Source organism: Streptomyces avidinii (assembly GCF_045161815.1).
GTDB lineage: Bacteria > Actinomycetota > Actinomycetes > Streptomycetales > Streptomycetaceae > Streptomyces > Streptomyces avidinii.
Genome location: NZ_CP108863.1, coordinates 6,644,938 through 6,669,681 on the forward strand (window position 1 = coordinate 6,644,938; position 24,744 = coordinate 6,669,681).

At 73.1% G+C, this 24,744-nt stretch carries 20 protein-coding genes; 9 read left to right on the plus strand and 11 right to left on the minus strand.

Annotated features, from left to right (window positions below; genetic code table 11):
- Nucleotides 1-6 precede the first annotated feature (6 nt).
- A complete protein-coding gene (locus OG373_RS29975) occupies nucleotides 7-909 on the minus strand; it encodes an alpha/beta fold hydrolase (protein ID WP_405441454.1) in 903 nt (300 codons plus the stop codon).
- Nucleotides 910-1,206: 297 nt separating this feature from the next.
- Nucleotides 1,207-1,809 (minus strand): TetR/AcrR family transcriptional regulator, encoded by a 603-nt coding sequence (locus OG373_RS29980; RefSeq protein WP_405441455.1) that lies wholly within the window; start codon nucleotides 1,807-1,809, stop codon nucleotides 1,207-1,209.
- 138 nt (nucleotides 1,810-1,947) lie between these two features.
- Between OG373_RS29980 and OG373_RS29985 the strand changes: the two genes are divergently transcribed.
- From OG373_RS29985 to OG373_RS30005, 5 genes are all read left to right on the plus strand, one after another.
- Nucleotides 1,948-3,342 carry a purine-cytosine permease family protein gene (locus OG373_RS29985; RefSeq protein WP_405441456.1) on the plus strand — a complete coding sequence of 465 codons (1,395 nt, stop codon included), beginning with the start codon at nucleotides 1,948-1,950 and terminating at the stop codon, nucleotides 3,340-3,342.
- A gap of 32 nt (nucleotides 3,343-3,374) precedes the next feature.
- Nucleotides 3,375-5,030 (plus strand): amidohydrolase, encoded by a 1,656-nt coding sequence (locus OG373_RS29990; protein WP_405441457.1) that lies wholly within the window; start codon nucleotides 3,375-3,377, stop codon nucleotides 5,028-5,030.
- 750 nt (nucleotides 5,031-5,780) lie between these two features.
- On the plus strand, nucleotides 5,781-9,341 hold the full coding sequence (locus OG373_RS29995; protein ID WP_405441458.1) for a DNA polymerase III subunit alpha: 3,561 nt from the start codon (nucleotides 5,781-5,783) through the stop codon (nucleotides 9,339-9,341).
- Nucleotides 9,338-10,348 (plus strand): hypothetical protein, encoded by a 1,011-nt coding sequence (locus tag OG373_RS30000; RefSeq protein ID WP_405441459.1) that lies wholly within the window; start codon nucleotides 9,338-9,340, stop codon nucleotides 10,346-10,348. The genes OG373_RS29995 and OG373_RS30000 overlap by 4 nt, the downstream gene beginning before the upstream one ends.
- A 212-nt stretch (nucleotides 10,349-10,560) precedes the next feature.
- A complete protein-coding gene (locus OG373_RS30005) occupies nucleotides 10,561-11,421 on the plus strand; it encodes an esterase/lipase family protein (RefSeq protein WP_405441460.1) in 861 nt (286 codons plus the stop codon).
- A gap of 30 nt (nucleotides 11,422-11,451) precedes the next feature.
- On the opposite strand, the gene OG373_RS30010 is transcribed toward OG373_RS30005, so the two are convergent.
- The gene (locus OG373_RS30010; protein WP_405441461.1) at nucleotides 11,452-12,549 is read right to left on the minus strand and encodes a lytic polysaccharide monooxygenase; all 1,098 of its coding nucleotides are present in this window, start codon (nucleotides 12,547-12,549) and stop codon (nucleotides 11,452-11,454) included.
- 240 nt (nucleotides 12,550-12,789) lie between these two features.
- A complete protein-coding gene (locus OG373_RS30015) occupies nucleotides 12,790-13,017 on the minus strand; it encodes a hypothetical protein (protein ID WP_405441462.1) in 228 nt (75 codons plus the stop codon).
- Nucleotides 13,018-13,576: 559 nt separating this feature from the next.
- Here OG373_RS30015 and OG373_RS30020 point away from each other — a divergent pair.
- On the plus strand, nucleotides 13,577-14,833 hold the full coding sequence (locus tag OG373_RS30020; protein WP_405441463.1) for an esterase/lipase family protein: 1,257 nt from the start codon (nucleotides 13,577-13,579) through the stop codon (nucleotides 14,831-14,833).
- Nucleotides 14,834-14,883: 50 nt separating this feature from the next.
- On the opposite strand, the gene OG373_RS30025 is transcribed toward OG373_RS30020, so the two are convergent.
- From OG373_RS30025 to OG373_RS30040, 4 genes are all read right to left on the minus strand, one after another.
- Nucleotides 14,884-15,558, minus strand: a complete 675-nt coding sequence (locus tag OG373_RS30025) for a histone deacetylase (RefSeq protein ID WP_405441465.1) — start codon at nucleotides 15,556-15,558, stop codon at nucleotides 14,884-14,886.
- Nucleotides 15,559-15,568: 10 nt separating this feature from the next.
- Nucleotides 15,569-16,642 (minus strand): tRNA (adenosine(37)-N6)-threonylcarbamoyltransferase complex transferase subunit TsaD, encoded by a 1,074-nt coding sequence (tsaD, locus tag OG373_RS30030; RefSeq protein WP_405441467.1) that lies wholly within the window; start codon nucleotides 16,640-16,642, stop codon nucleotides 15,569-15,571.
- Between the two features lie 224 nt (nucleotides 16,643-16,866).
- Complete coding sequence (locus tag OG373_RS30035) at nucleotides 16,867-17,349, minus strand: DUF402 domain-containing protein (RefSeq protein WP_397736001.1); 483 nt, start codon at nucleotides 17,347-17,349, stop codon at nucleotides 16,867-16,869.
- Nucleotides 17,346-18,320, minus strand: a complete 975-nt coding sequence (locus OG373_RS30040) for a GNAT family N-acetyltransferase (RefSeq protein WP_405441470.1) — start codon at nucleotides 18,318-18,320, stop codon at nucleotides 17,346-17,348. Before OG373_RS30040 ends, OG373_RS30035 begins: the two co-directional genes overlap by 4 nt.
- 71 nt (nucleotides 18,321-18,391) lie before the next feature.
- On the opposite strand from OG373_RS30040, the gene OG373_RS30045 reads away from it, so the two are divergent.
- Nucleotides 18,392-18,781 carry a GntR family transcriptional regulator gene (locus OG373_RS30045; RefSeq protein WP_397736005.1) on the plus strand — a complete coding sequence of 130 codons (390 nt, stop codon included), beginning with the start codon at nucleotides 18,392-18,394 and terminating at the stop codon, nucleotides 18,779-18,781.
- Between the two features lie 170 nt (nucleotides 18,782-18,951).
- Here OG373_RS30045 and OG373_RS30050 read toward each other — a convergent pair whose 3' ends face one another.
- Entirely contained in the window at nucleotides 18,952-20,049 is a 1,098-nt protein-coding gene (locus OG373_RS30050; protein WP_372453126.1) for a DUF5925 domain-containing protein, read from the minus strand.
- 206 nt (nucleotides 20,050-20,255) lie between these two features.
- On the opposite strand from OG373_RS30050, the gene OG373_RS30055 reads away from it, so the two are divergent.
- Nucleotides 20,256-21,056, plus strand: coding sequence for an SGNH/GDSL hydrolase family protein (locus OG373_RS30055; RefSeq protein ID WP_405444258.1), 801 nt, complete (start codon nucleotides 20,256-20,258; stop codon nucleotides 21,054-21,056).
- Here the strand turns inward: OG373_RS30055 and OG373_RS30060 are convergent.
- On the minus strand, nucleotides 21,026-22,864 hold the full coding sequence (locus OG373_RS30060; protein ID WP_405441473.1) for a serine/threonine-protein kinase: 1,839 nt from the start codon (nucleotides 22,862-22,864) through the stop codon (nucleotides 21,026-21,028). The genes OG373_RS30055 and OG373_RS30060 overlap by 31 nt on opposite strands.
- A gap of 279 nt (nucleotides 22,865-23,143) precedes the next feature.
- Here OG373_RS30060 and OG373_RS30065 point away from each other — a divergent pair, with 279 nt between their 5' ends.
- A complete protein-coding gene (locus OG373_RS30065) occupies nucleotides 23,144-23,413 on the plus strand; it encodes a hypothetical protein (protein ID WP_172671376.1) in 270 nt (89 codons plus the stop codon).
- A 49-nt stretch (nucleotides 23,414-23,462) separates the two neighbouring features.
- Here the strand turns inward: OG373_RS30065 and OG373_RS30070 are convergent, their stop codons facing one another.
- On the minus strand, nucleotides 23,463-24,659 hold the full coding sequence (locus OG373_RS30070; RefSeq protein WP_405441475.1) for a CaiB/BaiF CoA transferase family protein: 1,197 nt from the start codon (nucleotides 24,657-24,659) through the stop codon (nucleotides 23,463-23,465).
- Nucleotides 24,660-24,744 lie beyond the last annotated feature (85 nt).

Sequence of the window (24,744 nt, forward strand, 5' to 3'; positions counted from 1 at the left end):
GGCCCCCTAGGCGGGCTGCTGTTCATTGAGGTCCGGCGCCGGGAGGTCGCGCAGCAGCCAGTTCAGTACGTCGGGCAGCGCGCGCAGGGCGGCGAAGTGCGCGGCGGCCGGGACGATGTTGGTGGTGGCCCCCGGAATGCGGCGGGCCAGCCAACGGGAGTGGCCCACGGGGGAGAAGACGTCGAGCTCCCCGTGCCAGATGAGCACCGGGCAGCGGATGTCGGCCGGATCGAAGCCCCAGGGGCGGCTGAAGGCGAGGACGTCGTCGATCCATCCGTACGCCGAATGGCGCAGCCCCTCGCGGTAGTTCCGCAGGAGCATCGACCGCAGGCCGGCGTCCGAGACGATCATGCGGTCGTTGTCGGTCAGCTCCCGGCGCAGCTCGTCGAGCAGCCGGCCGGGGTCCTTGCGGATGCCGTCGGCGCGCGGGATCAGACGGGCCGCCAGCTCCTCGGGGTCGTCGGTGGCGGTGGTGTACTCCCGTACGTTCGACGCGGCCATCCCGGCGAACCAGTCCAGGTCCTCCGCGTCCCGGGGGGCGAGCCCGACCATCGCCGCGGTGCGGGTGACCCGGTCGGGGAGGAGGGCGGCACAGGCCAGTGCGCCCGCGGCGCCGCCGGAGCGGCCGGCGACCGCGAAGGTGTCGAGGCCGAGGGCGTCGGCGACGGCGGCCACGTCCTGGGCCACGTCGGCGACGGTGCGGCCCACATGGCGGTCGGAGCCGCCGTAGCCGGGTCTGTCGTAGGCGATGAGCTGCATCCGGCGTTGGTAGAGGACCATGCCACGGGGGGCCGGGCCGAGGCGGCTGCCGGGCATGCCGTGCAAGAGAAAGACGGGTCTACCGTCCGGATCGCCCCAGCGCTCCACGGTCAGAGCGCGCCCGTCCGCTGTGCGCACCTGATTGCGCACGCGCTCCCTCCTTCACGATCGATGCGAGTCGTCACCGCGATTGTGCTCGCTGGGGGAGGAGCGCGGTAGGGCGCACTTCGAGCGGAATTCTAGTGAAGCATTTCACAAGCCCGGAACTGCTTTGTGTCTTCCGCATATGCCCTGGTCAAGAGGGCGCGCCAGGGGCGTGAATGGGTGTGAACGGACCCCCGGCCCGCTCTGAATGACCCTATTCGGCGCGGAGGGCTCCGCTTTTGGGCGTCGAATTGCGGCATCGGACGCCGGGTCGCGCACGAAAAGGAAGGAGTTCCCGTCGCCTCACGTGCGCGGGATGAGCAGGGTCGCCGCCGAGCGGGCCTGTTCCAGGGCCCGGGCCCGGTCCGCGCCGCGCTGGCCGAGGACGACCCGGGTGCTCAGACCGTCCAGCAGGGCGAGCAGCTCCGAGGCCCGCGCGGGCACGTCCAGGGGTGCGAAGCGGCCCTGCTCCACGCCCTTGGTCAGCAGCGTCTCCAGATCACGCTGCCAGCTGTCGTCGATCTCCTCCTGGGCGGCCTTCAGCGGCTGGTTGGAGGCGGTACGGGCCCACAGCTCGATCCACAGCGTCCAGCGCGGGTCGCGGGGGCCCTCGGGAAGGTAGAGCTCCAGGAACTGGTCCAGCTTGCGCGCCGCCGTCACCCTGCGCCCCAGCAGCGCCCGGCGCTCCCCGGTGAGCTGCTCCTCGCTCCAGCGCAGGGCCTCCAGCAGGAGCCGGTCCTTGCTGCCGAAGTAGTACAGGATGTGGCCGCCGCTGGTGCCGAGCCGCTCGGCCAGCGCGGACATGGTGAGCGCGGCCAGTCCGTCCTCGGCGATGGCCGTCATGGCCTCTTCCAGCATCCGCTCCTGGGCGACCTGCCCGTCGCGCCGCCGTGCTGCTCCCGCCACCGCTCCCGCCCTCCGGATCTTCGTGGACCGACCTTATCCCGGACAGGGTCTTGACGGGGTCGCGGTCCAGCCCTCATCTTGAATGCCATTCAAGAAGTTAGAACGCCATTCAAGATCGTTCAAGGTCAGGGGTCCGCCATGGGGCAGCAGGAGACAGTCGACGTCGACGAGGTGTTCCGGGTCGAAACGCACGGCATCGACCCCATTCCCGACGCCGAACGCCACGGCAGCGCCAAAGACCTCTTCTGGCTCTGGTTCGGCTCCAACCTCACCTTCACCTACGTGATCAACGGCGCCCTCGCCGTCGCCTTCGGGCTCTCCTTCTGGCAGGCCACCGCCGTGGTCGTGATCGGCGGACTGTCCTTCTTCGCCATCAGCGCCGCCGGACTCAGCGGCATCCGCACCGGCACCGCCACCCTGGTGATCTCCCGCGCCGCCTTCGGCGTACGCGGCAACTTCCCCGCCAGCGTCCTCAACTGGGTGGTGAGCATCGGCTACACCATCGTCAACACCGTGGTGGGCACCCTCGCACTGGAAGTCTTCTTCGCCGAGATCGGCTGGCAGACCGGCACCGCCGGCCGCGCCGCCGCCCTCCTGGTCACCCTCGCGCTGACCTTCGCCGTCGCCATGTGGGGCCACGCCACCGTGCAGTTCGCCGAGCGCTGGATGGCCTACGTCCTCGCCGCCGGCTTCGGCGTCCTGCTCCTCTTCGTCCTGCCCGGCACCGACACCGCCGCCCCGGCCGGCGTCGCACCCGGACTCTCCGGCTGGAGCCTGGCCTTCGTCGTCATGCTCGCCGGCCCCTTCTCGTACCTGCCGATGCCCGCCGACTACACCCGCTACCTGCCCCGGACCACCTCGCTGAAGTCCATCACCTGGATGGGCGCCCTGGGCGGCTTCCTCTCCTCCGTGGCCCTCGGCGTCGCGGGCGCCGCCGCCGCCACCCAGACCGACATGACCGACGCGGTCGCCGGGGCCGAAAGCCTGCTCCCCGGCTGGTTCCAGCCGCTCTTCCTGGCCCTCGTACTCGGCGGCTCGGTCACCAACTCGATCATCACGCTCTACTCCTCCAGCCTGAACCTCCAGGTCCTCGGCATCCCCTGGAGCCGCGCCCGGGCCATCGTCATCAGCGCCGCCGTCACCGCCCTCGGCTCGCTCGCCGCGCTGTTCCTCACCGACTTCACCACCTCCCTGCTCTCCTTCCTCTCCCTGCTGATCATCGTGTTCGCCCCCTGGGGCGGGGTCTTCCTCGCCGACATGCTGCTGCGCCGCTGCCACTACGACGCCGACGCGCTGCACACCGGGAGCGCGGGCGCCTACTGGTACCGCTCCGGCTACCACCCCGCAGGCATCACCGCCCTGCTCACCGGCATGACCTTCGCCGCCCTGACCTGCGACTCCGAGCTGTGGACCGGGCCGCTGGTCGCCCCGCTCGGCGGCGCCGACCTCACCCTGCTCGGCTCGGTCGTCTCCGGACTCACCTACTGGGCCCTCACCCGCCGCCGGGTCGCGGCGTACGCCCCGGCCGCCTGAAAGACACCGCACACCCGATGGAGCACCCCCGCATGACACGCCACCCCTTCCCCGCCGACCTGCTGCTCACCGGAGCCCGGATCCACACCGTCGATCCCGACCTGCCCGCGGCCGAGGCCCTCGCCGTCCACGACGGCCTGATCGTCTGGGTCGGCCCGGACGACGAGGCCGCCGCCTGGGCCGGCCCGGACACCGAGCGGATCGACGCGGGCGGCAAGCTGGTCCTGCCCGGCTTCATCGACGCCCACAACCACGTCCGGCTCGGCTCCGACGCGGACTGCGTCCAGCTCGCCGGCGTGCGCACCCTGGGCGGCATCCACGAGCGGATCCTGGCCTGGCGGCAGGCCAACCCGGACGCCGGGTGGATCGAGGCCGAGGCCTTCGACTACTCCGCCATCCCCGACGGGCGGATGCCGTGCGCCGCCGACCTGGACCCGGTCACCGGGGACACCCCGGCGATCGTGCTCTCGTACGACGTGCACACGGCCTGGCTGAACACGGCGGCCATGCGGCGGCTCGGGGTCTCCCGGGACCGCACCGACCTGCCCTTCGGTACGGCCGCCGTGGACCCGGGAACCGGCGAACCCACCGGATTCGTCAAGGACTTCGCCATCAAGGGACTCTCCCGCGACGGCCACCGGGCCCTGCGCGAGCTGGGCGTGCCGTGGGCCTCGCCGGACCGGCAGTACGGACGGCTCGCCAAGAGCCTCGACGACGCCATCGGCTTCGGCATCACCACGGTCGTCGAGCCGCAGAACTCCCTCGACGACCTCGAACTCTTCGAACGGGCCCGCTCGGAAGGGCGGTTGTGCTCACGGATCGTCGCGGCGCTGTTCCACCCGCGCGGCACCGGAGACGCCGACCTGGACGAATTCGCCGACGCGGCAAGGAGGTTCGCCGGGGACCGGCTGCGGGTCGGCCCGCTCAAGCTCTACATCGACGACGTGGTGGAACCGCGTACCGCCGCGCTCCTGGAGCCGTACACCGGCTGCGGCGCGCACCGCGGCGAGACCTTCTACCCCGCGGAGGAATTCGCGGAGCTGCTGGCGAAGCTGGACGCGCGGGGCTTCCAGTGCTTCGTGCACGCGACCGGCGACCGCGGCATCCGAACCGTCCTGGACGCGGTGGAGCACGCGCGGGCGCTGAACGGCCCGCGCGACGCCCGCCACCAGGTGGTCCACGTGGAGTGCCTGGACCCGGCGGACGTACCGCGCTTCGCGCAGCTCGGCGTGATCGCGTGCATGCAGCCGAGGCACTGCGCCCCGGAGATCGCGGGACCCGGCCAGGACTGGGCGGAGAACGTGGGCGAGGGCCGCTGGCACAAGGCCTGGCCGATGCGGAGCCTGCACGAGGCGGGTGCGGTGCTGGCGTTCTCCAGCGACTGGAACGTGGCCGAGATGGACCCGATGGTCGGCATCTACACGGCTGTGACGCGCCGCCCGCTGTCCGGCGACGGCCCGGCCTGGCAGCCGGCCGAGACGGTGGACGTGGAGACGGCCGTGTACGGCTACACGATGGGCTCGGCGCACGCCAACTTCCTGGAGCGGGAACGCGGTTCGCTGACGGTGGGCAAGGTGGCGGACTTCGTGATCCTCTCCCGGGACATCCTCACCGTCCCGGCGGACCGGATCCCGGGCACGGTTGCGGAAACGGTCGTGGTGGCGGGCGAGGTGGTCCACACGACGTAGCCCCTGCCCCTGCCCCTGCGGGGTTGCTCGGCGGTGTGCGGGCCAGCGCCCGGTGCGGGGTGCCCTGCGGGCGGCTGGGGGTGTGGGGCGGTGCCCGGCACGAGGGTCTCCTCGGCCTGTGCCCCTGCGGGGTGCTCGGCGGTGTGCGGGTGTGGGTCGGTGCCCGGCACGAGGGTCTCCTCGGCCGGTGCCCCTGCGGGGTGCTCGGCGGTGTGCGGGTGTGGGTCGGTGCCCCGCACGAGGGTCTCCTCGGCTCGGCGCGCGCGGCAGTGCCGTGTTGTGCGGGGTGGTCGCGCCTCGTCCTGCGGGGACCCTCCTGCGTGTCCCCGCCCCACGCGGGGGCTTCGGCAGTGCGGGGGATCCCGTTGCGTGCCTCGCCCGAGCGGGTCGGCCCCGGGGTCCGCTCCTGGCGGCGTGGTCGGCGGAGGGGAGTGGGGACGTGTCGGGGTGTCCCCGCAGGACGAGGCGCGACCACCCCGTACAGCCCGGGAGATGCCCGCGCGCGCCGAGCCGAGGAGACACCCCGGCACGGCCCCACGCACCGACCTGCGCCGACCCCGCCGCACCATCCAGCCTCGCCGGCGATTGAGGCGCGGGTCCGGGCAGCGCCCGGCACACAGCGCGGCCGAACCGCCGTGCGCACCGCAGATGACCTCCGGATGATCGAACAAGTGTTTCGCACGGATATTCGAATTGCTCTATGGTGGAGAGCGGGGGAGGTGTTCATTCGAGCGAAGCAGGAGGCCGCGGGTGCCTGGTTTTACGCATCTGCACACCGTTTCGGGGTTCTCCATGCGCTACGGAGGCTCGCACCCGGAACGGCTGGCGGAGCGTGCCGCCGACCGGGGCATGGACGCCCTCGCCCTGACCGACCGCGACACCCTGGCGGGTGCGGTGCGGTTCGCGAAGGCGTGCGCGGGGGCGGGCATCCGGCCGTTGTTCGGAGTGGACATGGCCGTATCGCCCGCGCCGGGCCCGGCCGGGCCGGGGGGCTCGACCGGACCCGCCGCGGGCGGCGGCCCCGGCGAGGCCTCCTACCGGCGGCGCACCCCCGTCAAGGGCGGGGCCTTCGTGGACGAGACCGCCGCGCGGGCCGTCTTCCTGGCCCGGGACGGGGCCGCCGGGTGGGCCGAGCTGTGCCGGATGGTCACCGCCGCCCACGCGGGGGCCGCCGAGGTCCCGCTGGTGCCCTGGGGCGTACTGCGCGGGGAGGGCGTCTTCGTCCTGCTCGGGCCCGACTCCGAGGTGGGGCGGGCGCTCGCCGCGGGCCGCCCCGACCGGGCCGCCCGGCTGCTCGCGCCCTGGCGGGAGATCTACGGCGACTCCCTGCGCCTGGAGGCCGTCCACCACGGCCGCACCGGCACCGGGCCCGGCTCGCTCCGGCTGGCCGCCCGTACCGTCGGTTTCGCCGCCGACCAGGGCGTTGCGGCCGTGCTGACCAACGCCGTGCGCTACGCCGACCCCGGCCAGGGCCCGGTCGCCGACATCCTCGACGCGGCCCGCCGCCTGGTCCCCATCGACCCCCGCAACCCCGCGCAGCCGCTCGACAGCGGCGAGCGCTGGCTCAAGGACCCCGCCGCCATGGCCGAGGCCGCCGACCGGATCACGCAGGCGGCCGGGCTGCGCCCCGCCGACGCCAGGCGCCTGCTCGCGGAGACCCGGCGTACCGCCGAGGCCTGCTCCGTGGACCCCGAGGACGACCTCGGCATGGGTTCCGTGCACTTCCCCGAGGCCCGGCTCGTCGGCGCGGCCCACCGCAGCGCCCAGCGGGTCCTCGCCTCGCGGGCCTCGGCGGGCATGGTGCTGCGCGGGTACGCGGGCGACCGCGCGTACTGGGAGCGGATGCACCACGAGCTCGACATCATCGCCTACCACGGCTTCGCCTCGTACTTCCTGACGGTCGCTCAAGTCGTGCACGACGTGAAGGAGATGGGTATCCGGGTGGCCGCCCGAGGCTCCGGCGCCGGCTCCCTCGTCAACCACCTGCTCGGGATCGCGCACGCCGACCCCGTCGCCCACGGCCTGCTGATGGAGCGCTTCCTCTCCAAGCGGCGGCGCGTCCTGCCCGACATCGACATCGACGTGGAGTCCGCCCGCCGGCTGGAGGTCTACCGGCGGATCATGGACCGGTTCGGTACCGAGCGCGTCGCGACCGTCTCCATGCCGGAGACCTACCGGGTCCGGCACGCCATCCGCGATGTCGGCGCCGCCCTGTCCATGGACCCCGCCGTCACCGACCGGCTCGCCAAGGCCTTCCCGCACATCCGGGCCCGCGACGCCCGCGCCGCACTGGAGGAACTGCCCGAACTGCGCGACGTGCGCGGGGAGTCGTACGGCCGGCTCTGGGAGCTCGTCGAATCGCTGGACGCGCTGCCCCGCGGCATCGCCATGCACCCGTGCGGGGTGCTGCTCTCCGACGACTCGCTGCTCGCCCGTACGCCGGTGGTGCCCACCAGTGGCGAGGGCTTTCCCATGTCCCAGTTCGACAAGGACGACGTGGAGGAGCTCGGCCTGCTCAAACTGGACGTGCTGGGTGTGCGGATGCAGTCCGCGATGGCGCACGCGGTCGCGGAGATCCGGCGCGGTACGGGGCGGGAGCTCGACCTGGACGACCCGGCGCAGGTGCCGCCGGGCGACCGGGCCACGTACGAGCTGATCCGCTCGGCCGAGACCCTGGGCTGCTTCCAGATCGAATCGCCGGGCCAGCGGGATCTGGTGGGGCGGCTGCAGCCGGCCACCTTCCACGATCTGGTCGTCGACATCTCGCTGTTCCGGCCGGGGCCGGTGGCCGCCGACATGGTGCGGCCCTTCATCGAGGCCCGGCACGGGCGGGCGCCGGTCCGCTTCCCGCACCCGGACCTGGCCGACGCGCTGCGCGAGACGTACGGGGTGGTGGTCTTCCACGAGCAGATCATCGAGATCGTGCACGTCATGACCGGCTGCGGGCGGGACGAGGCGGACCGGGTGCGGCGCGGGCTGTCCGACCCGCAGTCGCAGGCGCGGATCAGGGTCTGGTTCGCGGCGAGGGCGGCCGAGCGCGGCTATCCGGTGGAGGTGATCGGCCGGACCTGGGAGATCGTGGAGGCCTTCGGGTCGTACGGCTTCTGCAAGGCGCACGCGGTGGCCTTCGCGGTGCCCACGTACCAGTCGGCCTGGCTGAAGGCGCATCACCCGGCGGCCTTCTACGCGGGGTTGCTGACCCACGATCCGGGGATGTACCCGAAGCGGCTGCTGCTGGCGGACGCGCGGCGGCGGGGCGTGCCGGTGCTGCCGCTGGACGTGAACCGGTCGGCGGCCGCCCACCGTATCGAACTGGTGTCCGATACCGGGGGAGTGTGGGGGCTGCGGCTCGGGCTGTCCGACGTCCACGGCATCAGTGGGGCCGAGGCGGACCGGATCGAGGCCGGACAGCCGTACGCCTCCCTGCGCGACTTCTGGGACCGGGCGCACCCGGGCCGCCCGGTCGCCGAACGCCTCGCACAGGTCGGGGCGTTGGACGCCTTCGGTGCCAACCGGCGGGACCTGCTGCTGCACGTGTCCGAGCTGCACGGCGCGCAGCGGGCCGCAGGGGTGCGCGGACCCCAACTCCCCCTGGACGGCGGCCGGTCCACGGCCTCCGTCGGGCTGCCCGATCTGACCGAGGCGGAGCGGCTCAGCGCCGAGCTGGGCGTCCTCGGCATGGACGCCTCGCGGCACCTGATGGGGGACCACCACGCCTTCCTGGCCGAACTGGGAGTGATCCCGGCGCGCCGGCTGCGGGACACCGAGCACGGGCAGACCGTGCTCGTCGCGGGGGCCAAGGCGGCCACCCAGACCCCGCCGATCCGCTCCGGGAAGCGGGTCATCTTCACGACGCTGGACGACGGGACGGGCCTGGTCGACCTGGCCTTCTTCGACGACAGCCACGAGCGCTGCGCGCACACCGTCTTCCACTCGTTCCTGCTGCTGGTACGCGGTGTCGTGCAGCGGCGGGGCCCGCAGAGCCTGAGCGTGGTCGGGGCGGCTGTGTGGAACCTGGCGGAGCTGGTGGAACTGCGGGCGGCGGGTGGTCTGGACGCGGTCGCGGCCCGCCTCGCGGAGCCGGCCGAGCCGGCCCCGGGCGGCGGCGGGGCGGCCGACGGTGGTGCCGCGGCCGACGCGGCCGACGGGGCCGACGGGGCCGCCGGGGAGCCGGGGGCGAAGGCGCCCGCCCGCAGGATCCGCATGTCCACGGGGTACGAGATGAACCCCTGGGCCGACCTCCAGCCGCCCGGCACCGGCCCCGCGACCGGTCGCAAGCTGTGGCACTCCAGCCCGGGGAGCGCGGGATGACCACCGTCGAGCGGGTCGTGATGTGCCTGCGCCCGCACCCCGCCGACGGGGGGCCGCTCGGGGCGCGGGAGTACGCCGGGATGCTCGCGCTGCTCGGCGGGATCACTCCGGCCGTGCAGGCGCTGCCGCCCGACACCGTCCTCGCCGACATCCGGGGCGCCCTGCGGTACTTCGACTGCGACGCCACCCGGCTCGCCGCCGTGATCCGGGTCCGGGCCCTCGCCCTGTACGGCGTGGACGCCACCGTCGGCGTGGCCGGCAACCCCATGCTGGCCCGGGCCGCCGCCCGAGAGGCCCGGCCCGGGGGGACCCTGGTGATCCCCGGGGAGCCCGCCGCCGTACGGGAGTTCCTGGCGGGCAAACCCGTCACCGTCCTCGACGGGGTCGGGCCGAAGGCCGCCCGCACCCTGTGCTCCTACGGCCTCGACTCCGTCGGCCGGGTCGCCGCCGCCCCGCCCGCCGCCCTGCGGCGGATCCTCGGCGCCCGGCTCGGCCGTGAGGTGCACGAGCGCGCCCTCGGGATCGACCGGACCCCGGTCCGGCCGGGTGCGGCCGCCCGCGCCATCGCCGCCGAGCGGCTCTTCGATCTGGACGAGCTGGATCCCGCACGGCACCGGCGGGCGCTGCTCTCGCTGACCGAGGAGCTCGGCGCGAAGCTTCGTACACAGGAACAGGGCCGCGGGCAGGTCTGCCGTGCCCTTTCCCTCACCGTCCGCTGCGCCGACCGCACCACGCTCACCCGGACGCGCACCCTGGCCGAACCCACCGCGCACTCGGCCGCCCTGACCGACACGGCCTACGCCCTCTACGCGGGCCTCGGCCTGCAGCGGGCCCGGGTCCGCGCGCTGTCCCTGCGCGCCGAGGGCCTGACCTCGGCCGATCGGGCCGCGCGGCAGCTCAGTCTCGATCCCGAGGACGAGAAGGCCCGTCGGCTGGAGGCCGTCACGGACCGGGTCCGCGCGCGCTTCGGGCCACAGGCCATCGCCCGCGGCACGCTGGCCGCCTGACGGTTCGCCGGGGGTTCTTCGGGGGTTCTTCGGGGGTTCGTGCGAGGGCCCATAACGGTTCGGCGGGGCGACGCGCGATTTTTTACTGACGCGTAACTTCCCTGTGTTGCTACTCACCCGTAATTTAGCGGCAGCAGCTCCCCTTGTGATCCGGATCACGGGACGAATCCCCCCGCTCATCCCCTTGAGTCGACCCGCAAGGAGATCACACGATGCTGCCCTGGAGACGCCTGCTCCGCCCGCTCGCCGTCCTCACCCTCACCGCCGCCGCGCTCGTCGCCCCCACCGGCGCCGCGCAGGCCGCGGCCGCTCCCAGCAGCGGCTGGAACAACTGGTCCTGCAAGCCGTCCGCCGCGCATCCGCGCCCCGTCGTGCTCGTCCACGGCACCTTCGGCAACTCCTGGGACAACTGGCTCGGGCTCGCGCCCTACCTCGTGCACCGGGGGTACTGCGTCTACTCGCTCGACTACGGCCAACTGCCCGGCGTCCCCCTCTTCAACGGACTCGGGCCCATCGACAAGTCCGCCGGACAGCTCGACGTCTTTGTCGACCGGGTGCTCGCCGCCACCGGCTCCGCCAAGACCGACATCATCGGGCACTCGCAGGGCGGCATGATGCCGCGCTACTACCTGAAGTTCCTCGGCGGCGCCTCCAAGGTCAACGCGCTGGTCGGGCTCGCCCCCGACAACCACGGCACCACGCTGAACGGGTTCACCAAGCTCCTGCCGTACTTCCCCGGGGCCGAGCACCTGATCAGCACCGCGACCCCCGGTCTCGCCGACCAGATCGCCGGATCCGCCTTCCAGCAGAAGCTGAACGAGGGCGGGGACACCGTGCCCGGGGTGAAGTACACGGTCATCGCGACCAAGTACGACGAGGTGGTGACGCCGTACCGGAGCGCCTTCCTGGAAGGGCCGAACGTACGCAACGTCGTACTCCAGGACCTGTGCCTCCTGGACCTCTCGGAGCACGTCACGATCGGGCTCACCGACCGGATCGCCTGGCACGAGGCGGTCAACGCCCTCGACCCGGCCCACGCCGAACGGACCACCTGCGCCTCGGTCTTCGACTGACGGAGCTCGGCGCAGGCGGTCCCGACACGGCTAGCGACCGTGGCGGCCCGTCGCGGTACGAGCGGTGCGGCGGCGGGCGGCTCCGAACAGCGCCGCCGCGCCGACGGCCAGGGCGGCGGCCCCGGCGATCGCGATCGTCGGGGTGGCGCTGTTTCCGCCCGTCTCCGCGAGGTTCTCCTTGGCGGCCGCGGACGGCGAGGACGAGGACGAGGACGATGACCCGGCCGCGATCGGGGCGGCGGCATCCGCCTTGCCGTTCGTCTTGGGGTCGTTGTCGCCGTGGCCGTTGTGCTCCACCGAGGACTTGCCGGAGCCGTCGGCGATCTGCTGGTCGGTGGGGGCCGAGGGCTTGTCGATCGGCTTGTCGGACGGCTTGCCGGTCGGCTTCGTGCCCGTCCCGGTGCCCGTCCCGGTGCCCGTCCCGGTGCCGGGCTCGGCAGTCGGAGCGGTGCCGGTACCGGAACCGGCACCACCGCCGTTGTCCTTGCCGAAGACCACGTCCGAGCAGGTGTAGAAGGCCTCGGGGCTGTCGGAGCGCTGCCAGATGCTGTAGATGAGGTGGCGGCCCGACTTGTTCGGCACGGTCCCGGAGAAGACGTAGTCGCCGTTCTGCATGCCGGGGTCGGTGGCCTTCGCGAACGGGGCGGGCTCCAGGTCGGACCACTTCAGCGGCTTCGCCGGGTCGTATCCGTCCTTGGTCACGTACAGCTCGAAGGAACCCTTGTGCGGGGCCGTGCCCTTGTAGCGGAAGGTGTGCGCGCCGGCGGACATCGGGCTGGCCGGCCAGTCGGCACGGGCCAGGTCCAGGCCCCGGTACTTGTCGTTGCCGGCCGAGCAGAGCTGGCCGCTCGGGATCAGCGAGCGGTGGTTCCCGGCCGCGTTGGCGATGTTCACCGCGTTCCAGTCGTAGAACGCCTGCGCCCCGCTGGATGCGACCGCCGCCTTGCACGCCGCCGACTTCGGGGACTCCGGCCCCTCGGCGTAGCACGCCGCCACCCGGCTGACCGGGTCCGTCATCGAACCGTGGGCGACCGCGGGAGCCGCCGCGTACGCGGCCAGCGCGAGCGGGGCGAGACCGGCGGAGGCGATACGGGTCAGGGTGGCGGCGGTACGACGGCGTGCGGGCATGGGTGATCTCCTTCGGGCGCAAGGCAGGGGCGTGCCGGCGGAATCGGACCCCGCGGTGCGCCGCCCCCCGGCGGCGCCGCAACGGGCCCTTCCTGTCCTGGCCCGGCCAAGCTAGCCCCCCGGACCACGGCTTTTGCCCCCTCGGGCCCGCTGGAGCGGATCTTTAGGGTCCCCTTAAGGCAGGGACAAGAGCCGCCTCAGGAAGCGGCCTCATGGAACCCTTGCACCCCTGGAGTACGTTCAGACCTCGGGGCGCTTCCACACCTCGGGGCCGCCGCCTTCCCACGTGATCGGCCCGTCCTCGCTCAGGTCCACGTCCTCCAGACCGGCGCGGCGCAGGAACTCGGAAACATCACTGGGGGTGTGCGCACGTCCGAGGTCCGCGTCCACGCCGAGCGCATGCACCGTGACCTTGCGGCCACCCTGCGGTGACACCGGGTGAACGATGATCTCCGTCTGGTCCGACATACCCCCAGCCTGCCTCCCCGGCATGAGTCCGGCACGCCGAGCGTGCCGGCCGGCCGGCAGTGGGTGCAGGCTTAAGGCCGTCTCTTTCGGATCTTGTCGGCCGAGTCCGCGGCGTCCGGCGGCATGGGGTCTCCCCAGGCCCGCAGGGCCGAGGGGAAGCATCGCAAGGCGGAGGGTCGCCCTTGTACTGGACGTACCGGGGCGGGCCCGACAACGCGGCGAGGTGCGGTGCCGGGCGTCGCGGGCCCGGCAAGATCCGAAAGAGACGGCCTAGACGCCTTCGACCGACGCTCGCGAGCGTCCGGGGCCGCGGTCCGGGTCGGCCCCTCCGGCAACTCCCCGGTGGCGAAACGATTTTGGTGTGACGCGTCTCGCCCGAATGCTGAAGATGATCACTCGGAGGGATGGTTTCCCTGGTCAGAGGCGCGGGGAGCGGCCGAGGGTGCGGTGTGAGGATGCCGTGCGGCAGGGAGCTGTTGGGCCTCAGGAGCCCCTGCTCGCCCCGGGTCACCGCGCGTGCGTGCGGTGGTTCCATGACTACGCAAGGAGCCGACCGAGCATGTCCAACACCGTCGTTGACATCTGGGGGCCTGCCTCCCCGCAGGCCCGTACCTCCTTTCCTCCCGCGCCGGACGCGCACGACAGGTGGCCCCTGGAGGGCGGAACGGCCTGGGTGTACTACAGCCCGCTGAACCGCCGGCAGCTCATTCGGCCCGTCATCCTCTCCGACGGCTTCTCGGGCGGATCCACCAACCTGGACCAGCTCTGGCACGGGCTGGAAGAGAACGGGCAGTACCGCTTCATCAGCGAACTTCACGCCACCGGCCGCGATGTGATCATCCTCGGCTACCACGACCGGACCGCCTCGATCACGGCCAACGCCGAGACCGCGATCGAGTGCATCCGCCGGGCCGTCGCCGAGCGGGTGGGCCGGGCGAAGCTGGCCGTGGGCGGCTTCAGCATGGGCGGGCTCATCACCCGCTACGCACTGGCCAGGATGGAGCACGACCCCGGCCTTCCGGACCACGAGACCGCCACGTACCTCTCCTACGACACCCCTCACCAGGGGGCGTGGTTCCCCGTCTCCCTCCAGGCCTTCACCCACTACGCGACGGACCGGTGGGGAGAGGTCCCCACGCTGGGTCCCGTGCTGCGCCAGCTTTCCGGGCTGCTCAACAGCCCCGCGGCGAAGGAGATGGCGCGGTGGCACATCGGCAAGGCCGACGCCGAGCCGGAGCAGGCACCGGAGCGGCTGGCGTTCCTCCGGAAGCTCGACGACCTCGGGGGATGGCCGCGGAACGTCCGCAAGATCGGTGTCGCCAACGGCGTGAAGACCGGCGCCGGAAACGGCGCCGAGGCCGGTGCGATCGCGGTGCGGGGCAACGGTGAAACGCTGCAGGACACCTGGCTGAAGATCCAGGCCCAGGGTGACCAGATCGTCGCCAGGCTGCAGACGGCGGGCGACGAGGCGACCATGGTGCGCACCAGCGGGCTGCCCGACATCGACGGCGCTCCCGGCGGTCTGTTCACGATGCAGTCCCCGGCCGGCGACACCGGCAGCTTCGGCCTCGCCGCCCTCCTCATGAGCCTTCTCGGCAACGAAGTCGACCCGGACGTCATCACCACGTCCTGCTTCATCCCCAGCATCAGCGCCGTCGCGTCCGGCGACATCAACGACCCGAAGGCGCTGTACCACCCGATCGCGGCGGGCGACAGCGCGCTCGACGCCTTCCACTGCGCCGGCCGCAACGAGGGCCACACCACCATGACCGAAGAACTCGGCGCGTGGCTCGTGAACGAGATCGTGGCCGAGTGACCACCGGGGTGGGCGGCGCCGGCCCGGCAGCCGCCCCGCCCACCCCGGTGTCACCGGGTGCTGTCGTCAGTGGTGAGCAGCTCCCTCACCTGGGCCGCCGTCCAGTGGCCGGCGGCTCCGGGGCGGGCCGCGAGGTACTCGGCGATGTCCTGCTCCTCCCACGGGCCCGACTCCAGGAGGCCGCCGGCCAGGTAGCGCAGGTACGCGGCCGACGGGCTGCGCACCTCGACGTCCTGGAGGTTCCACGGCGCGGTGAACGTCAGCATGGGGACCCCCTCGATCGTGCCCGGGCAGATCAGGGTCTCGTACCGTCCCGGGCCCAGCTCGTCGCGGCCGTCCCGCAGGACCGCGGTCAGGTCCAGGTCCCGCCCGGGCCGCTCGTACATCTCCTGAGCGGCGATGTCGGACATCTGGCCGACCGTCACCAGGTGCGCCCTGCCGCGCGTCCGGCCGGACGCCGTGGGGTCGTAGAACGCGCGGCCCCCCGTCCACACCGGGGACTCCGTGGCGAAGTACAGGCAGCCCCGCAGTTCGACCGCGATCGAGCGCTCGGGCGCCCGGTGGTCCCGGCATCCCGGGTAGGTGCGGGTCGTACCCGGCGGGGTTCCGCCGGCGAGGTACGCGGCGAGGCGGTCCATGTGCATGTTGGAGCCGTAGGAGGCGTACCAGACCCTGTTGGGCGCGGAGATCGTCCCGGCGAGCGGTGCGGCGGTGTGGACGGGCATGATCGGATCCTCAGGAAGCGAGCCGGGCGGCGGCGCGGGCGACCGGGTGCAGGGCCGCGTACTCCAGTGGGGCGGACGGGTCGATCGAGACGTCGAGCGGGGCCGGTTCGGCGCCGGCCCGGACCAGCAGGTCGCCGACCGCGGCGATCATCGCACCGTTGTCGGTGCACAGGTTCAGGGGCGGTACCCGCAGGGTGATTCCGGCGGACCGGCAGCGGGCCTCGGCGAGCGCCCGTACGCGGGAGTTGGCCGCCACTCCGCCGACCACGACCAGCGTCCCCACCCCGTGGGCGCGGCAGGCGGCGACCGCCTTGCGGGTCAGGACGTCGGCCACGGCCTCCTGGAGCGAGGCCGCGCCGTCGGCGAGGGGCAGGTCCTCGCCGCGGATCCGGTGCTGCTCGGCCCATCGGGCGGCGGCGGTCTTCAGTCCGGAGAAGGAGAAGTCGTAGGGCGCGTCGCGCGGCCCGGTCAGCGGCCGGGGGAACCGCACGGCGCGCGGGTCGCCCTCGCGGGCGGTGCGGTCGATGGCCGGTCCGCCCGGGTACGGCAGCCCGAAGACCCGGGCCACCTTGTCGAAGCATTCCCCGGCGGCGTCGTCGATCGTGTCCCCGAGGTGCACGATCGGGTCGCGCGCCAGGTCCCGCACGAGCAGCAGCGAGGTGTGCCCGCCGGAGACGATCAGCACCACGCACGGGTCGGGCAGCGGTCCGTGCTCCAGGGTGTCGGCGGCGACGTGCCCGGCCAGGTGGTGCACTCCGTAGAGCGGCACGCCGAGCGAGAACGCCAGGGTCTTCGCCCCTGCCAGCCCCACCTGGAGCGCGCCGGAGAGTCCGGGGCCGGTGGTGACGGCCACCGCCCCGATGTCCGCCGGCCGCAGCCCGGCCCGGTCCAGGGCCTCCCGTACGACGGGGGTGAAGGAGTGCACGTGAGCCCGCGCGGCGATCTCCGGCACGACGCCGCCGAAGCGGGCGTGCTCGTCCATGCTCGACGCCACGGCGTGTCCGAGGAGCCGCCCGTCCCGTACCAGCCCCGCGCCCGTCTCGTCGCACGACGACTCGATCCCGAGCACCACCGGAGAGCCCACGACGGCTCCTTTCGCACTTAATCTGTATTTGCAAACCTCGTGCAATAAGGTACGCCGTCGGAGGCGGGTGCCGTGGCGCGGGAGCGGGTGGACGACGATCCGGAATCTCCGTCTGTCATATGCCTATCGGCCCGCCACGGCCCGTGCGTATGGTGTGGCCCCGGACCATTCCCGGGCCCGGCGCCCTCCCGGCTCCCCACGGGAGGGCCGCCGCGCGCCCCGCACTATGTCAGGAGAGCGGTCAGGCCGCCCGCCGACCGGGCCTGGTCGTCCAGCGCGTCGAGGGCCCGGACCGCCTGGGCGGCCGCCTCGGGGTCGCTCGTGGTGAGCCCGCTCTCCGCGAACTCGTCCTCGTCCAGCCGCAGCACCGAGGTCCCGTCTGCCGAGACCCACAGGTCGAGATCCAGGTCCTCCACGAGGATCTCCCCGCTCTGCACCAGGGCCGGGCGCGTCACATCGCAGTACCAGCCCTTGAGGACGCCGTCGCCCGTCCACACCTCCTTGACCGCGTACCAGCGCGTCCGCCAGAAGTGCTCGACGAACACGTCGCCCGGCTCGAAGCGCACGAACCCGAAGTCGCGTACGCCCTCCGCCGCCCAGGGCGCGCGTACGGAGATCCGGTCGCCGTCGTCGGCGACCTGCGCCGCCGGGTAGCGGATCTTGGTCCGTCCGGCCTTGGTCAGCACGACGGTCAGTTGCGCGGTCACAGGTTCTCCCGTTCCTTCGACTTCTTCGGCTTCTTCAGCTTCTTCGTGAAGCGCGTCTCGGTCGCGCAGATCTCGTAGCCGAACCACTCGTTGATGGCGAGCATCGGGCCGTTGCCCGCGTCGTTGCCGGTGAACGCCTCCGTGTACCCGGCCGCCCGGGCCCGGTGCAGCGAGACCGTCTTCGCGAGCTTGGCCAGACCCCGGCCGCGGAAGGCGCGCAGGGTGCCGGTCATCGCCGAGCCGTAGCGGGTGGCGCCGTCCGTCTGCGCCGCGGCGAAGGAGGCCACCCGGCCGTCGACCAGGGCGACGGTGGTCAGCTCCTTGTCGAGGGACGGGCTGTGCCAGGTCTGCGCGAGCCAGTACTCGTAGTCGTCGAACGAGGCTGCCACATCGCCCGGTTCGTCGGAGGTCGTCTCGGCGTCGGCCTCGAAGAGCGGCCGCGGATCGGCGGCGAAGGCGGAGGCGGGACGCAGTTCGACCCCGGCCGGAAGGTCCCCGTCCCGCGGCAGCTCGGGCAGCGTGGCCGCCGCCAGGTCCAGGCGCAGGAAGTGCGCCGAGCGGCTGGGGCGGTAGCCGTGCCGCTCGGCGAAGGCGCGGTGGGCGGGCTCGTCGAGGACCCAGGCGTACACGTCCACCGCGCCGTGCGCCGCGAGGTGCTCCTCGGCGGTGCGGAGCAGGAGGCGGCCGGCGCCGATTCCGCGGTGGGCGGGGTCGACGTAGGCGTTGACGTACGACTGGCCGGGCTCGGGGCTGTCGTACGCGATGCCGACCTGGGCGGTGCCGATGACGCGGCCGTCCGGGCCCTCGGCGACGAGGAGCCGGTGGTGCTTCGCGGGGTGGGCGCAGGCCAGCTCGAAGGCCACGCCCTCGGGGGTGGTGATCGTGAAGGGCAGGGTCGCGCGCAGTACCCGTACGACGGACTCCGCGTCCGAGGGGTCGCCGGGGCGGAAGTCGCGGATCGATGCGGTCATGCGGCAGACGCTACGGGCGGCTTCGTGCCGGGCGCCTCCCAATTAACCGGTCATGGGGGACAATCACCCGCGTGACCTCGACAAACCTGAAGATCACCATCGACGGCTCGGCCGGGTCGGCCGCCCCGTACGAACAGCTGCGCGCGCAGATCGCCGACCGGGCCCGGACGGGAAAGCTGCCGGCGGGCTTCAAACTGCCGACGGTACGGGGCCTCGCGGAGGAGCTGGGGCTGGCCGCCAACACCGTCGCGAAGGCGTACCGGGCGCTGGAGGCGGACGCGGTGATCGAGACGCGGGGGCGGAACGGGACCTTCATCGCGGCCGCGGGGGACGCGGTGTCCCGCGAGGCGGCGTCTGCCGCACAGGCGTACGCGGACCGGGTACGCCGCCTCGGCCTGACGCAGGCCGAAGCCCTCGCCGCGGCCACGGACGCCCTCCGGGCCCGGTACGCCGCCGAGTAGCCCCCGCTTTCGGCCCCGCGCGAGCCGGTTGCCGGTGGCCCGCGCCCGGACCCCCGCCTCGAACGCCGGTGGGGCCGGAAAGTCAGCCTCGCCGGCATTCGAGGCGCGGGCCCGGGCAGCACCCGGGGTCCGGGCGGCGCCCGGTCCGTCAGGCGCGGCCGGGCCGGAGGCTAGAGGTACAGCCCGGCCTCCGAGCTGTGCGGCTGCGGCGGCAGGACCGCCGCCGGGCCCGTGCCACGGCGCAGGGCGAAGAGCTCCGCCAGGCTGGCGCCCTCGCGGGAGACGCCCTCGTCCGTGCCCAGCCAGTCCACCGCCTCCCGGTGGGTCAGCCGGCCGACCTCGATCCGGGCCAGGCAGCGCCCCGGGCGGACCACCGCCGGGTGGAGCCGTTCCAGGTCCTCGTTGGTGGTGACTCCCACCAGGACGTTGCGGCCCTGGCCCAGCAGTCCGTCCGTCAGGTTCAGCAGCCGGGACAGCGCCTGCCCGGCCGTGTGGCGGGCCTCGCCGCGGATCAGCTCGTCGCAGTCCTCCAGCAGCAGCAGCCGCCAGCGTCCCTTCGCCGTGCCCTCGTCCTCGCCGATCGCGATGTCCATCAGGTAGCCCACGTCGTTGAACAGCCGTTCCGGGTCCAGGACGCAGTCCACCTGGCACCAGTCCCGCCAGGACCGGGCCAGCGTGCGCAGCGCGGAGGTCTTGCCCGTGCCCGGCGGCCCGTGCAGCAGGAGCAGCCGCCCCGCGATGTCGTCCGGGGTCACCTTCATCAGCCGGTCCATCGCCCCGGCCACCGGCGCCGTGTAGTTGGGCCGCACCTCCGCCCAGGTCCCGGCCGCGATCTGGCGGGTCGTCCGGTAGGGGCCGCGGCGCGGGGAGACGTACCAGAAGCCCATCGTGACGTTCTCGGGCTGCGGTTCGGGCTCGTCCTGCACGCCCTCCGTGGCCTTGCCGAGCACTCCGGCGGCGAGTTCGTCGCTGACCGCCGTCACGGTGACGTCCGCGCCCCGGCTCCAGCGCGAGACGAGCATGGTCCAGCCCTCGCCCTCGGCGAGGGTGGCGCTGCGGTCGCTGTCGCGCGCCGAGCGCAACACCGTGGCCTCCGGCGGCAGGAGGGTGGCCTCGGCCTTGACCCGCTCGATCGACACGCTGTGCGAGTACGGCTGCTCACCGGACGCGAACCGGCCGAGGAACAGCGCGTCGACGACATCCGACGGCGAATCGCTGTCGTCGACATTGAGCCGGATCGGCAGCGCGTCATGCGGGTTGGCTGACATGGCGCCCATGATCCGGCACGCGATGCCCTCGTGCACCCGTGTTTCGCCGGATCGGGTGCCCGGGTTCCCTCTTCAAACGCATCCGCGGTGAAGATTCGAGCCCCAACTCTGCCCCGAACATTCTTGGCATGGACACTTCCAGCGGACCCCGGCTGCTTGTACCACGGACTCAGGAGTAACCCCCACAAGGAGCCGCACACATGAGCATGAGACTGTCGCGCTTCGCAGCCCTGTCCTCCTCCCTGTTACTCGCCGCGGGCGCCGCCCTGTTCGGAGCCGGCCAGGCCGCCGCCCAGGCCGACTTCGGCTACGTCGCCCTCGGCGACTCGTACTCCTCCGGCGTCGGCGCCGGCAACTACGACAGCGGGAGCGGCAACTGCAAGCGCACCACCCGCGCCTACCCGGCCCTGTGGGCCGCCGCCCATTCCCCCCAGACCTTCTCCTTCACCGCCTGCTCGGGCGCTCGTACGGGTGATGTCCTCGCCAGCCAGCTCGCCCCGCTCAACTCCGGCACCGACCTGGTCAGCATCACCGTCGGAGGCAACGACGCCGGATTCTCCGACGTCATGACGACCTGTGTGCTCCAGTCCGAATCCACCTGCGTCAGCCGCGTGAACCAGGCCAAGGCCTACGTGGACTCCACCCTCCCCGGCCGGCTCGACCAGGTCTACAACGCCATCGACAGCCGCTCGCCCGGCGCGCACGTCGTCGTCCTCGGCTATCCCCGCTTCTACAAGCTGAACGGCACCTGCACCACCGGCCTCACCGAGGGCGAGCGGGCCGCCATCAACGGCGCCGCCGACTATCTCAACGCCGCCATCGCCAAACGCGCCGCCAACCACGGCTTCACCTTCGCCTCGGTCGCCGGTGTCTTCACGGGTCACGAGATCTGCTCCGGCAGCGCGTGGCTGCACAGCGTCAACTGGCTGAACATCGGCGAGTCGTACCACCCGACCGCCGCCGGACAGTCCGGCGGCTACCTGCCGGTCTTCACGAACGCCGCCTGATCCGTCCGACTCCCGGGACCCGCCCGACCGGCCTGCCCGGCCGGGTCCGCCCGACCCGCCGGGCCGGGCTTATCCGTTCCATCCGCTCCACCCGCTCCATCCGCTCCATCCGCTCCACCCGCTCCACCCGTTCCATCGGTTCCATCCGTTCCATCCGGCTCACCGGTCGCGGGGCTCGCCGGAGCGCTCGCCGTCGGCGACGCCGGTGACGGACTCGGTCCGGGGGAGGGGGCCCCGCTCGTCGGGGTCTCCTTCCGGCAGGTCACGGAGGTGGCCACCCACTGGGTGGCCGCCTCCGCCGGCCCCCGCACCTCCAGCCGGACCGCGTCCTCGAGGACCCCGTCCGGCTCGTGCGTCAGCTCCGCGTGCTCCACCCGCCGGCTCCTCGGCCCGCCGTCCTCGTACGTGACGGACTGCCAGTCGGGCCCTGAGGTCCGACCGCTGCGCGTGGCCCACCGGTACTCCAGAACGACCGGGGTGCGCTCCACCTCGACGGTGGCGGTGAAGGCGGGTGCGGACTCGGCGGGCGGCGGGCAACTGCCCGTGTAGGAGGAGCGCACGGCGTCCACGTACACGGAGACGTGCTGTCCCGCCGCGCCCGAGGCGGACGCCGACACCGGGGCCGTCGGAGCGGTCGAAGGGGTCGCGGTGACGGTCCGGGCGGTCGTCGCCGAGCCCGTCGGGGCCCCGTTCCCGCCACCCGTCCCGCCGCCGTTCCCATGGTCCCTGAGCAGCAGCCACCCCACCGCGACCAGGGCCAGCAGCATCAGCACGATCCCGGCCGTCAGCACCAGCCCGGCGTTCCCCTCGCGCGCCACCGGCGGCGGTGTCCCGTACGGCGACCCGTGCGCGGGCCGCGCCACCCGCGTCGGCTGCGCCCCGGACGGATCGTGCGGCGCGTCGGCCCCCCGCCGCCCGTGGTGCGCGACGGTCGTCGGCCCGTCCGGCCCCGACACCGGTCCGCCGGAGGCCCGTACGGTCCCTCCCGCACCCACCACCCGCAACATCCCGGCCGCCTCCGCCGCGGGCAGCCGCTCGGCCGGATCCTTGCGCAGCAGTCCCTCCAGTACGGGCTCCAGCGCGCCGGCCCGGCGCGGCGGCGGCAACTCCGCGTCGACCACGGCCCGCAGGGTGTCCAGCGGCGTGGCCCGGTGGAACGGCGTGCCCCCCTCGACCGCGGCGTAGAGCATGACCCCGAGCGCCCACAGGTCCGATGCGGGCCCCGGGTCGCGACCCAACGCCCGCTCCGGTGCCAGGAATTCGGGGGAACCGACCACCTCGCCCGTCATGGTGATCGCCGAGGACCCCTCCAGGCTCGCGATCCCGAAGTCGCCGAGCACCACCCGGCCGTCGTTGGCGATCAGTACGTTGGCCGGCTTCACATCCCGGTGCAGTACCCCGCAGTCGTGCGCCGAGCGCAGCGCTGCGAGCACCTGTTCTCCGATGTGCGCGGCCCGCTGAGGGGTCATCGGGCCCTCGGCCTCCAGTACGTCCGCCAGCGAGAGCCCGCGCACGAGCTCCATGACGATCCAGGGCCGCCCGCCCTCGGAAGCCACGTCGTAGACGGTGACGACCCCGCGGTGCGAGACCCTGGCGGCGGCCCAGGCCTCCCGCTCCAGCCGCCGGTACAGCCGCTCCAGTTCGGTGGGCTCCAGTCCGGCCGGCGCCCGTACCTCCTTGACGGCGACCTCGCGGGCGAGTACCTCGTCCCGGGCCCGCCACACGATGCCCATCCCGCCGCGGCCGATCGGTTCGAGCAGTCGGTAGCGGCCGGAGATGACACGATCGGAGTTCGATTGCTCACTCACGCGCGCCCCCGAGTGTGTTCCCGTGCGCCCCCGTGTTATCGGGCGATCACTCCAAGTTAGCGCAGTGCGAGCCGTGTGACCCCTGTCGTGACGGGACTGGCGCAGAGGCCTTTCGTAGCGTGATGTCTGTGCGGAGAGTAACCGGCGACTCCGTTGAGTAATCGTCAACTCCCCGTCGCCACAGGGGTAATTCACACCACCGGGATACCCGGGGGCGACGCGGGGGCGATAGGGTTAACCTGCCCGGGCCGGGTGCCCTCGTACGGGTGGGGAGAGATCATGGAACAGATAGCAATGCGCAGCAGGCCGCCTCGCGTGCCTGCCATCACCTGCGGCAGCAGTGCGACCAGCTCGCGCCTCGACCGCCACCTCGCTGTGCTGGGCGGTCCCGCCGTCCCGCACCGGGAGGCCGCCGAGGCGACGCTGCTGATGCGCGAGCTCACCTCCCGCGACCACACGCACCGTCTGCGGAGCCGGAGCGCGCGCGTCTCGCTCTTCGCGCCGCTGCGCCGTCTGCGTCGCACGCTCTTCGGCAGCCGCCGCTCGTAACCGTCCCCGTATCGCAGCCGTCGGCCCTTCGGCCTCCGGCTTCCCGGCCCTACCCGATCACACCGTCCCGGCGCAGTTCCGAGATCTGTGCGTCCGCCATCCCCAGGGCGCGCAGCAGGGACTCGGTGTGCTCGCCCAGCGCGGGCACCGCACCCATGTGCGGTGCCGCGCCGCCCGGCAGCCCGATCGGCGGCAGCAGGGCCCGCAGCGGGCCGACCGGCGATGCCACTTCCCGCCAGCGGTCCCGGGCCGCGAGCTGCGGATGCCCGGCCAGCTGGGCCACCGAGTTCAGCCGCGCGCAGGCGATGCCCGCCGCCTCCAGTCGCCCGATCGCCTCGTCCGCGCCGAGCCGGCCCAGCGCCTCCGCCACCACCGCGTCGGTCTTCTCCCGGTTGCCGGTGCGCGCCGCGTTCGTCGCGTACGCCGGATCCTCGGCCAACTCGGGTCGTTCCAGCACCTGTTGCGCGAGCCGCCGCCACTCGCGGTCGTTCTGCACCGACAGCAGCACCCGGTCCCCGTCGGCCGTCGGGTAGGCGTCGTAGGGTGCGATCACCGCGTGCGCGAGGCCGGTGCGCACGGGCTGCTCCCCGCCGTGCATCGTGTGGTGCAGCGGGTGGCCCATCCACTCGGCGAGCGCGTCCAGCATGGACACCTCCACCCTGCCCCCGCGCCCGGTGGTCCCGCGGCGCAGCAGTGCGGCCAGGACCCCCGAGAAGGCGTACATGGCCGCCGCGATGTCCGCCGCCGGGATCCCCGCCTTGACCGGCTGCTCCGGGGTGCCGGTCACCGACACCAGACCCGCCTCGCACTGCACGAGCATGTCGTAGGCACGCTTGTGGGCGTACGGGCCCTCGGCGCCGTAGCCGGAGACGTCCACGGCGACCAGCCGGGGGTAACGCGCGCACAGTGCCGCCGAGTCGAGCCCGAGCCGAGCCGCGGCCCCCTGGGCGAGGTTCTGTACGAACACGTCGGCGTCGGCGAGCAGCCCGTGCAGGACCTCCCGGCCGCGCGGGTCCTTCAGGTCGAGCGCGATCGACTCCTTGCCGCGGTTGGCCCAGACGAAATGCGAGGCGAGGCCGTGCGCGGCGGTGTCGTAGGCACGGGCGAAGTCGCCGCCGTCCGGGCGCTCGACCTTGATCACCCTGGCGCCGAGGTCGGCGAGCTGGCGGGTGGCGAAGGGAGCCGAGACGGCCTGCTCGACGGCGACGACGGTGATGCCGTCCAGGGGGAGCGGTTCGGTAGACATGCCCCCTGCCTACCTGGTCGGACGGGCATCTGTCACGAGGCCGGCGCCGTGACGCCGCTCGAGCCCACGGGCCCCCGTCCCGCGC

Excerpts from the sequence above, each read along its gene's own strand:
- OG373_RS30040 (WP_405441470.1), bottom strand. The coding sequence starts at position 18,320 with ATGACCGCATCGATCCGCGACTTCCGCCCCGGCGACCCCTCGGACGCG.
- OG373_RS30050 (WP_372453126.1), bottom strand. The coding sequence starts at position 20,049 with ATGTCAGCCAACCCGCATGACGCGCTGCCGATCCGGCTCAATGTCGAC.
- OG373_RS30070 (WP_405441475.1), bottom strand. The coding sequence starts at position 24,659 with ATGTCTACCGAACCGCTCCCCCTGGACGGCATCACCGTCGTCGCCGTC.
- OG373_RS30055 (WP_405444258.1), top strand. The coding sequence starts at position 20,256 with ATGAGACTGTCGCGCTTCGCAGCCCTGTCCTCCTCCCTGTTACTCGCC.
- OG373_RS29990 (WP_405441457.1), top strand. The coding sequence starts at position 3,375 with ATGACACGCCACCCCTTCCCCGCCGACCTGCTGCTCACCGGAGCCCGG.
- OG373_RS30000 (WP_405441459.1), top strand. The coding sequence starts at position 9,338 with ATGACCACCGTCGAGCGGGTCGTGATGTGCCTGCGCCCGCACCCCGCC.
- OG373_RS30005 (WP_405441460.1), top strand. The coding sequence starts at position 10,561 with ATGCTGCCCTGGAGACGCCTGCTCCGCCCGCTCGCCGTCCTCACCCTC.
- OG373_RS30025 (WP_405441465.1), bottom strand. The coding sequence starts at position 15,558 with ATGCCCGTCCACACCGCCGCACCGCTCGCCGGGACGATCTCCGCGCCC.
- OG373_RS29985 (WP_405441456.1), top strand. The coding sequence starts at position 1,948 with ATGGGGCAGCAGGAGACAGTCGACGTCGACGAGGTGTTCCGGGTCGAA.
- OG373_RS30010 (WP_405441461.1), bottom strand. The coding sequence starts at position 12,549 with ATGCCCGCACGCCGTCGTACCGCCGCCACCCTGACCCGTATCGCCTCC.
- OG373_RS30015 (WP_405441462.1), bottom strand. The coding sequence starts at position 13,017 with ATGTCGGACCAGACGGAGATCATCGTTCACCCGGTGTCACCGCAGGGT.
- OG373_RS30065 (WP_172671376.1), top strand. The coding sequence starts at position 23,144 with ATGGAACAGATAGCAATGCGCAGCAGGCCGCCTCGCGTGCCTGCCATC.
- OG373_RS30020 (WP_405441463.1), top strand. The coding sequence starts at position 13,577 with ATGTCCAACACCGTCGTTGACATCTGGGGGCCTGCCTCCCCGCAGGCC.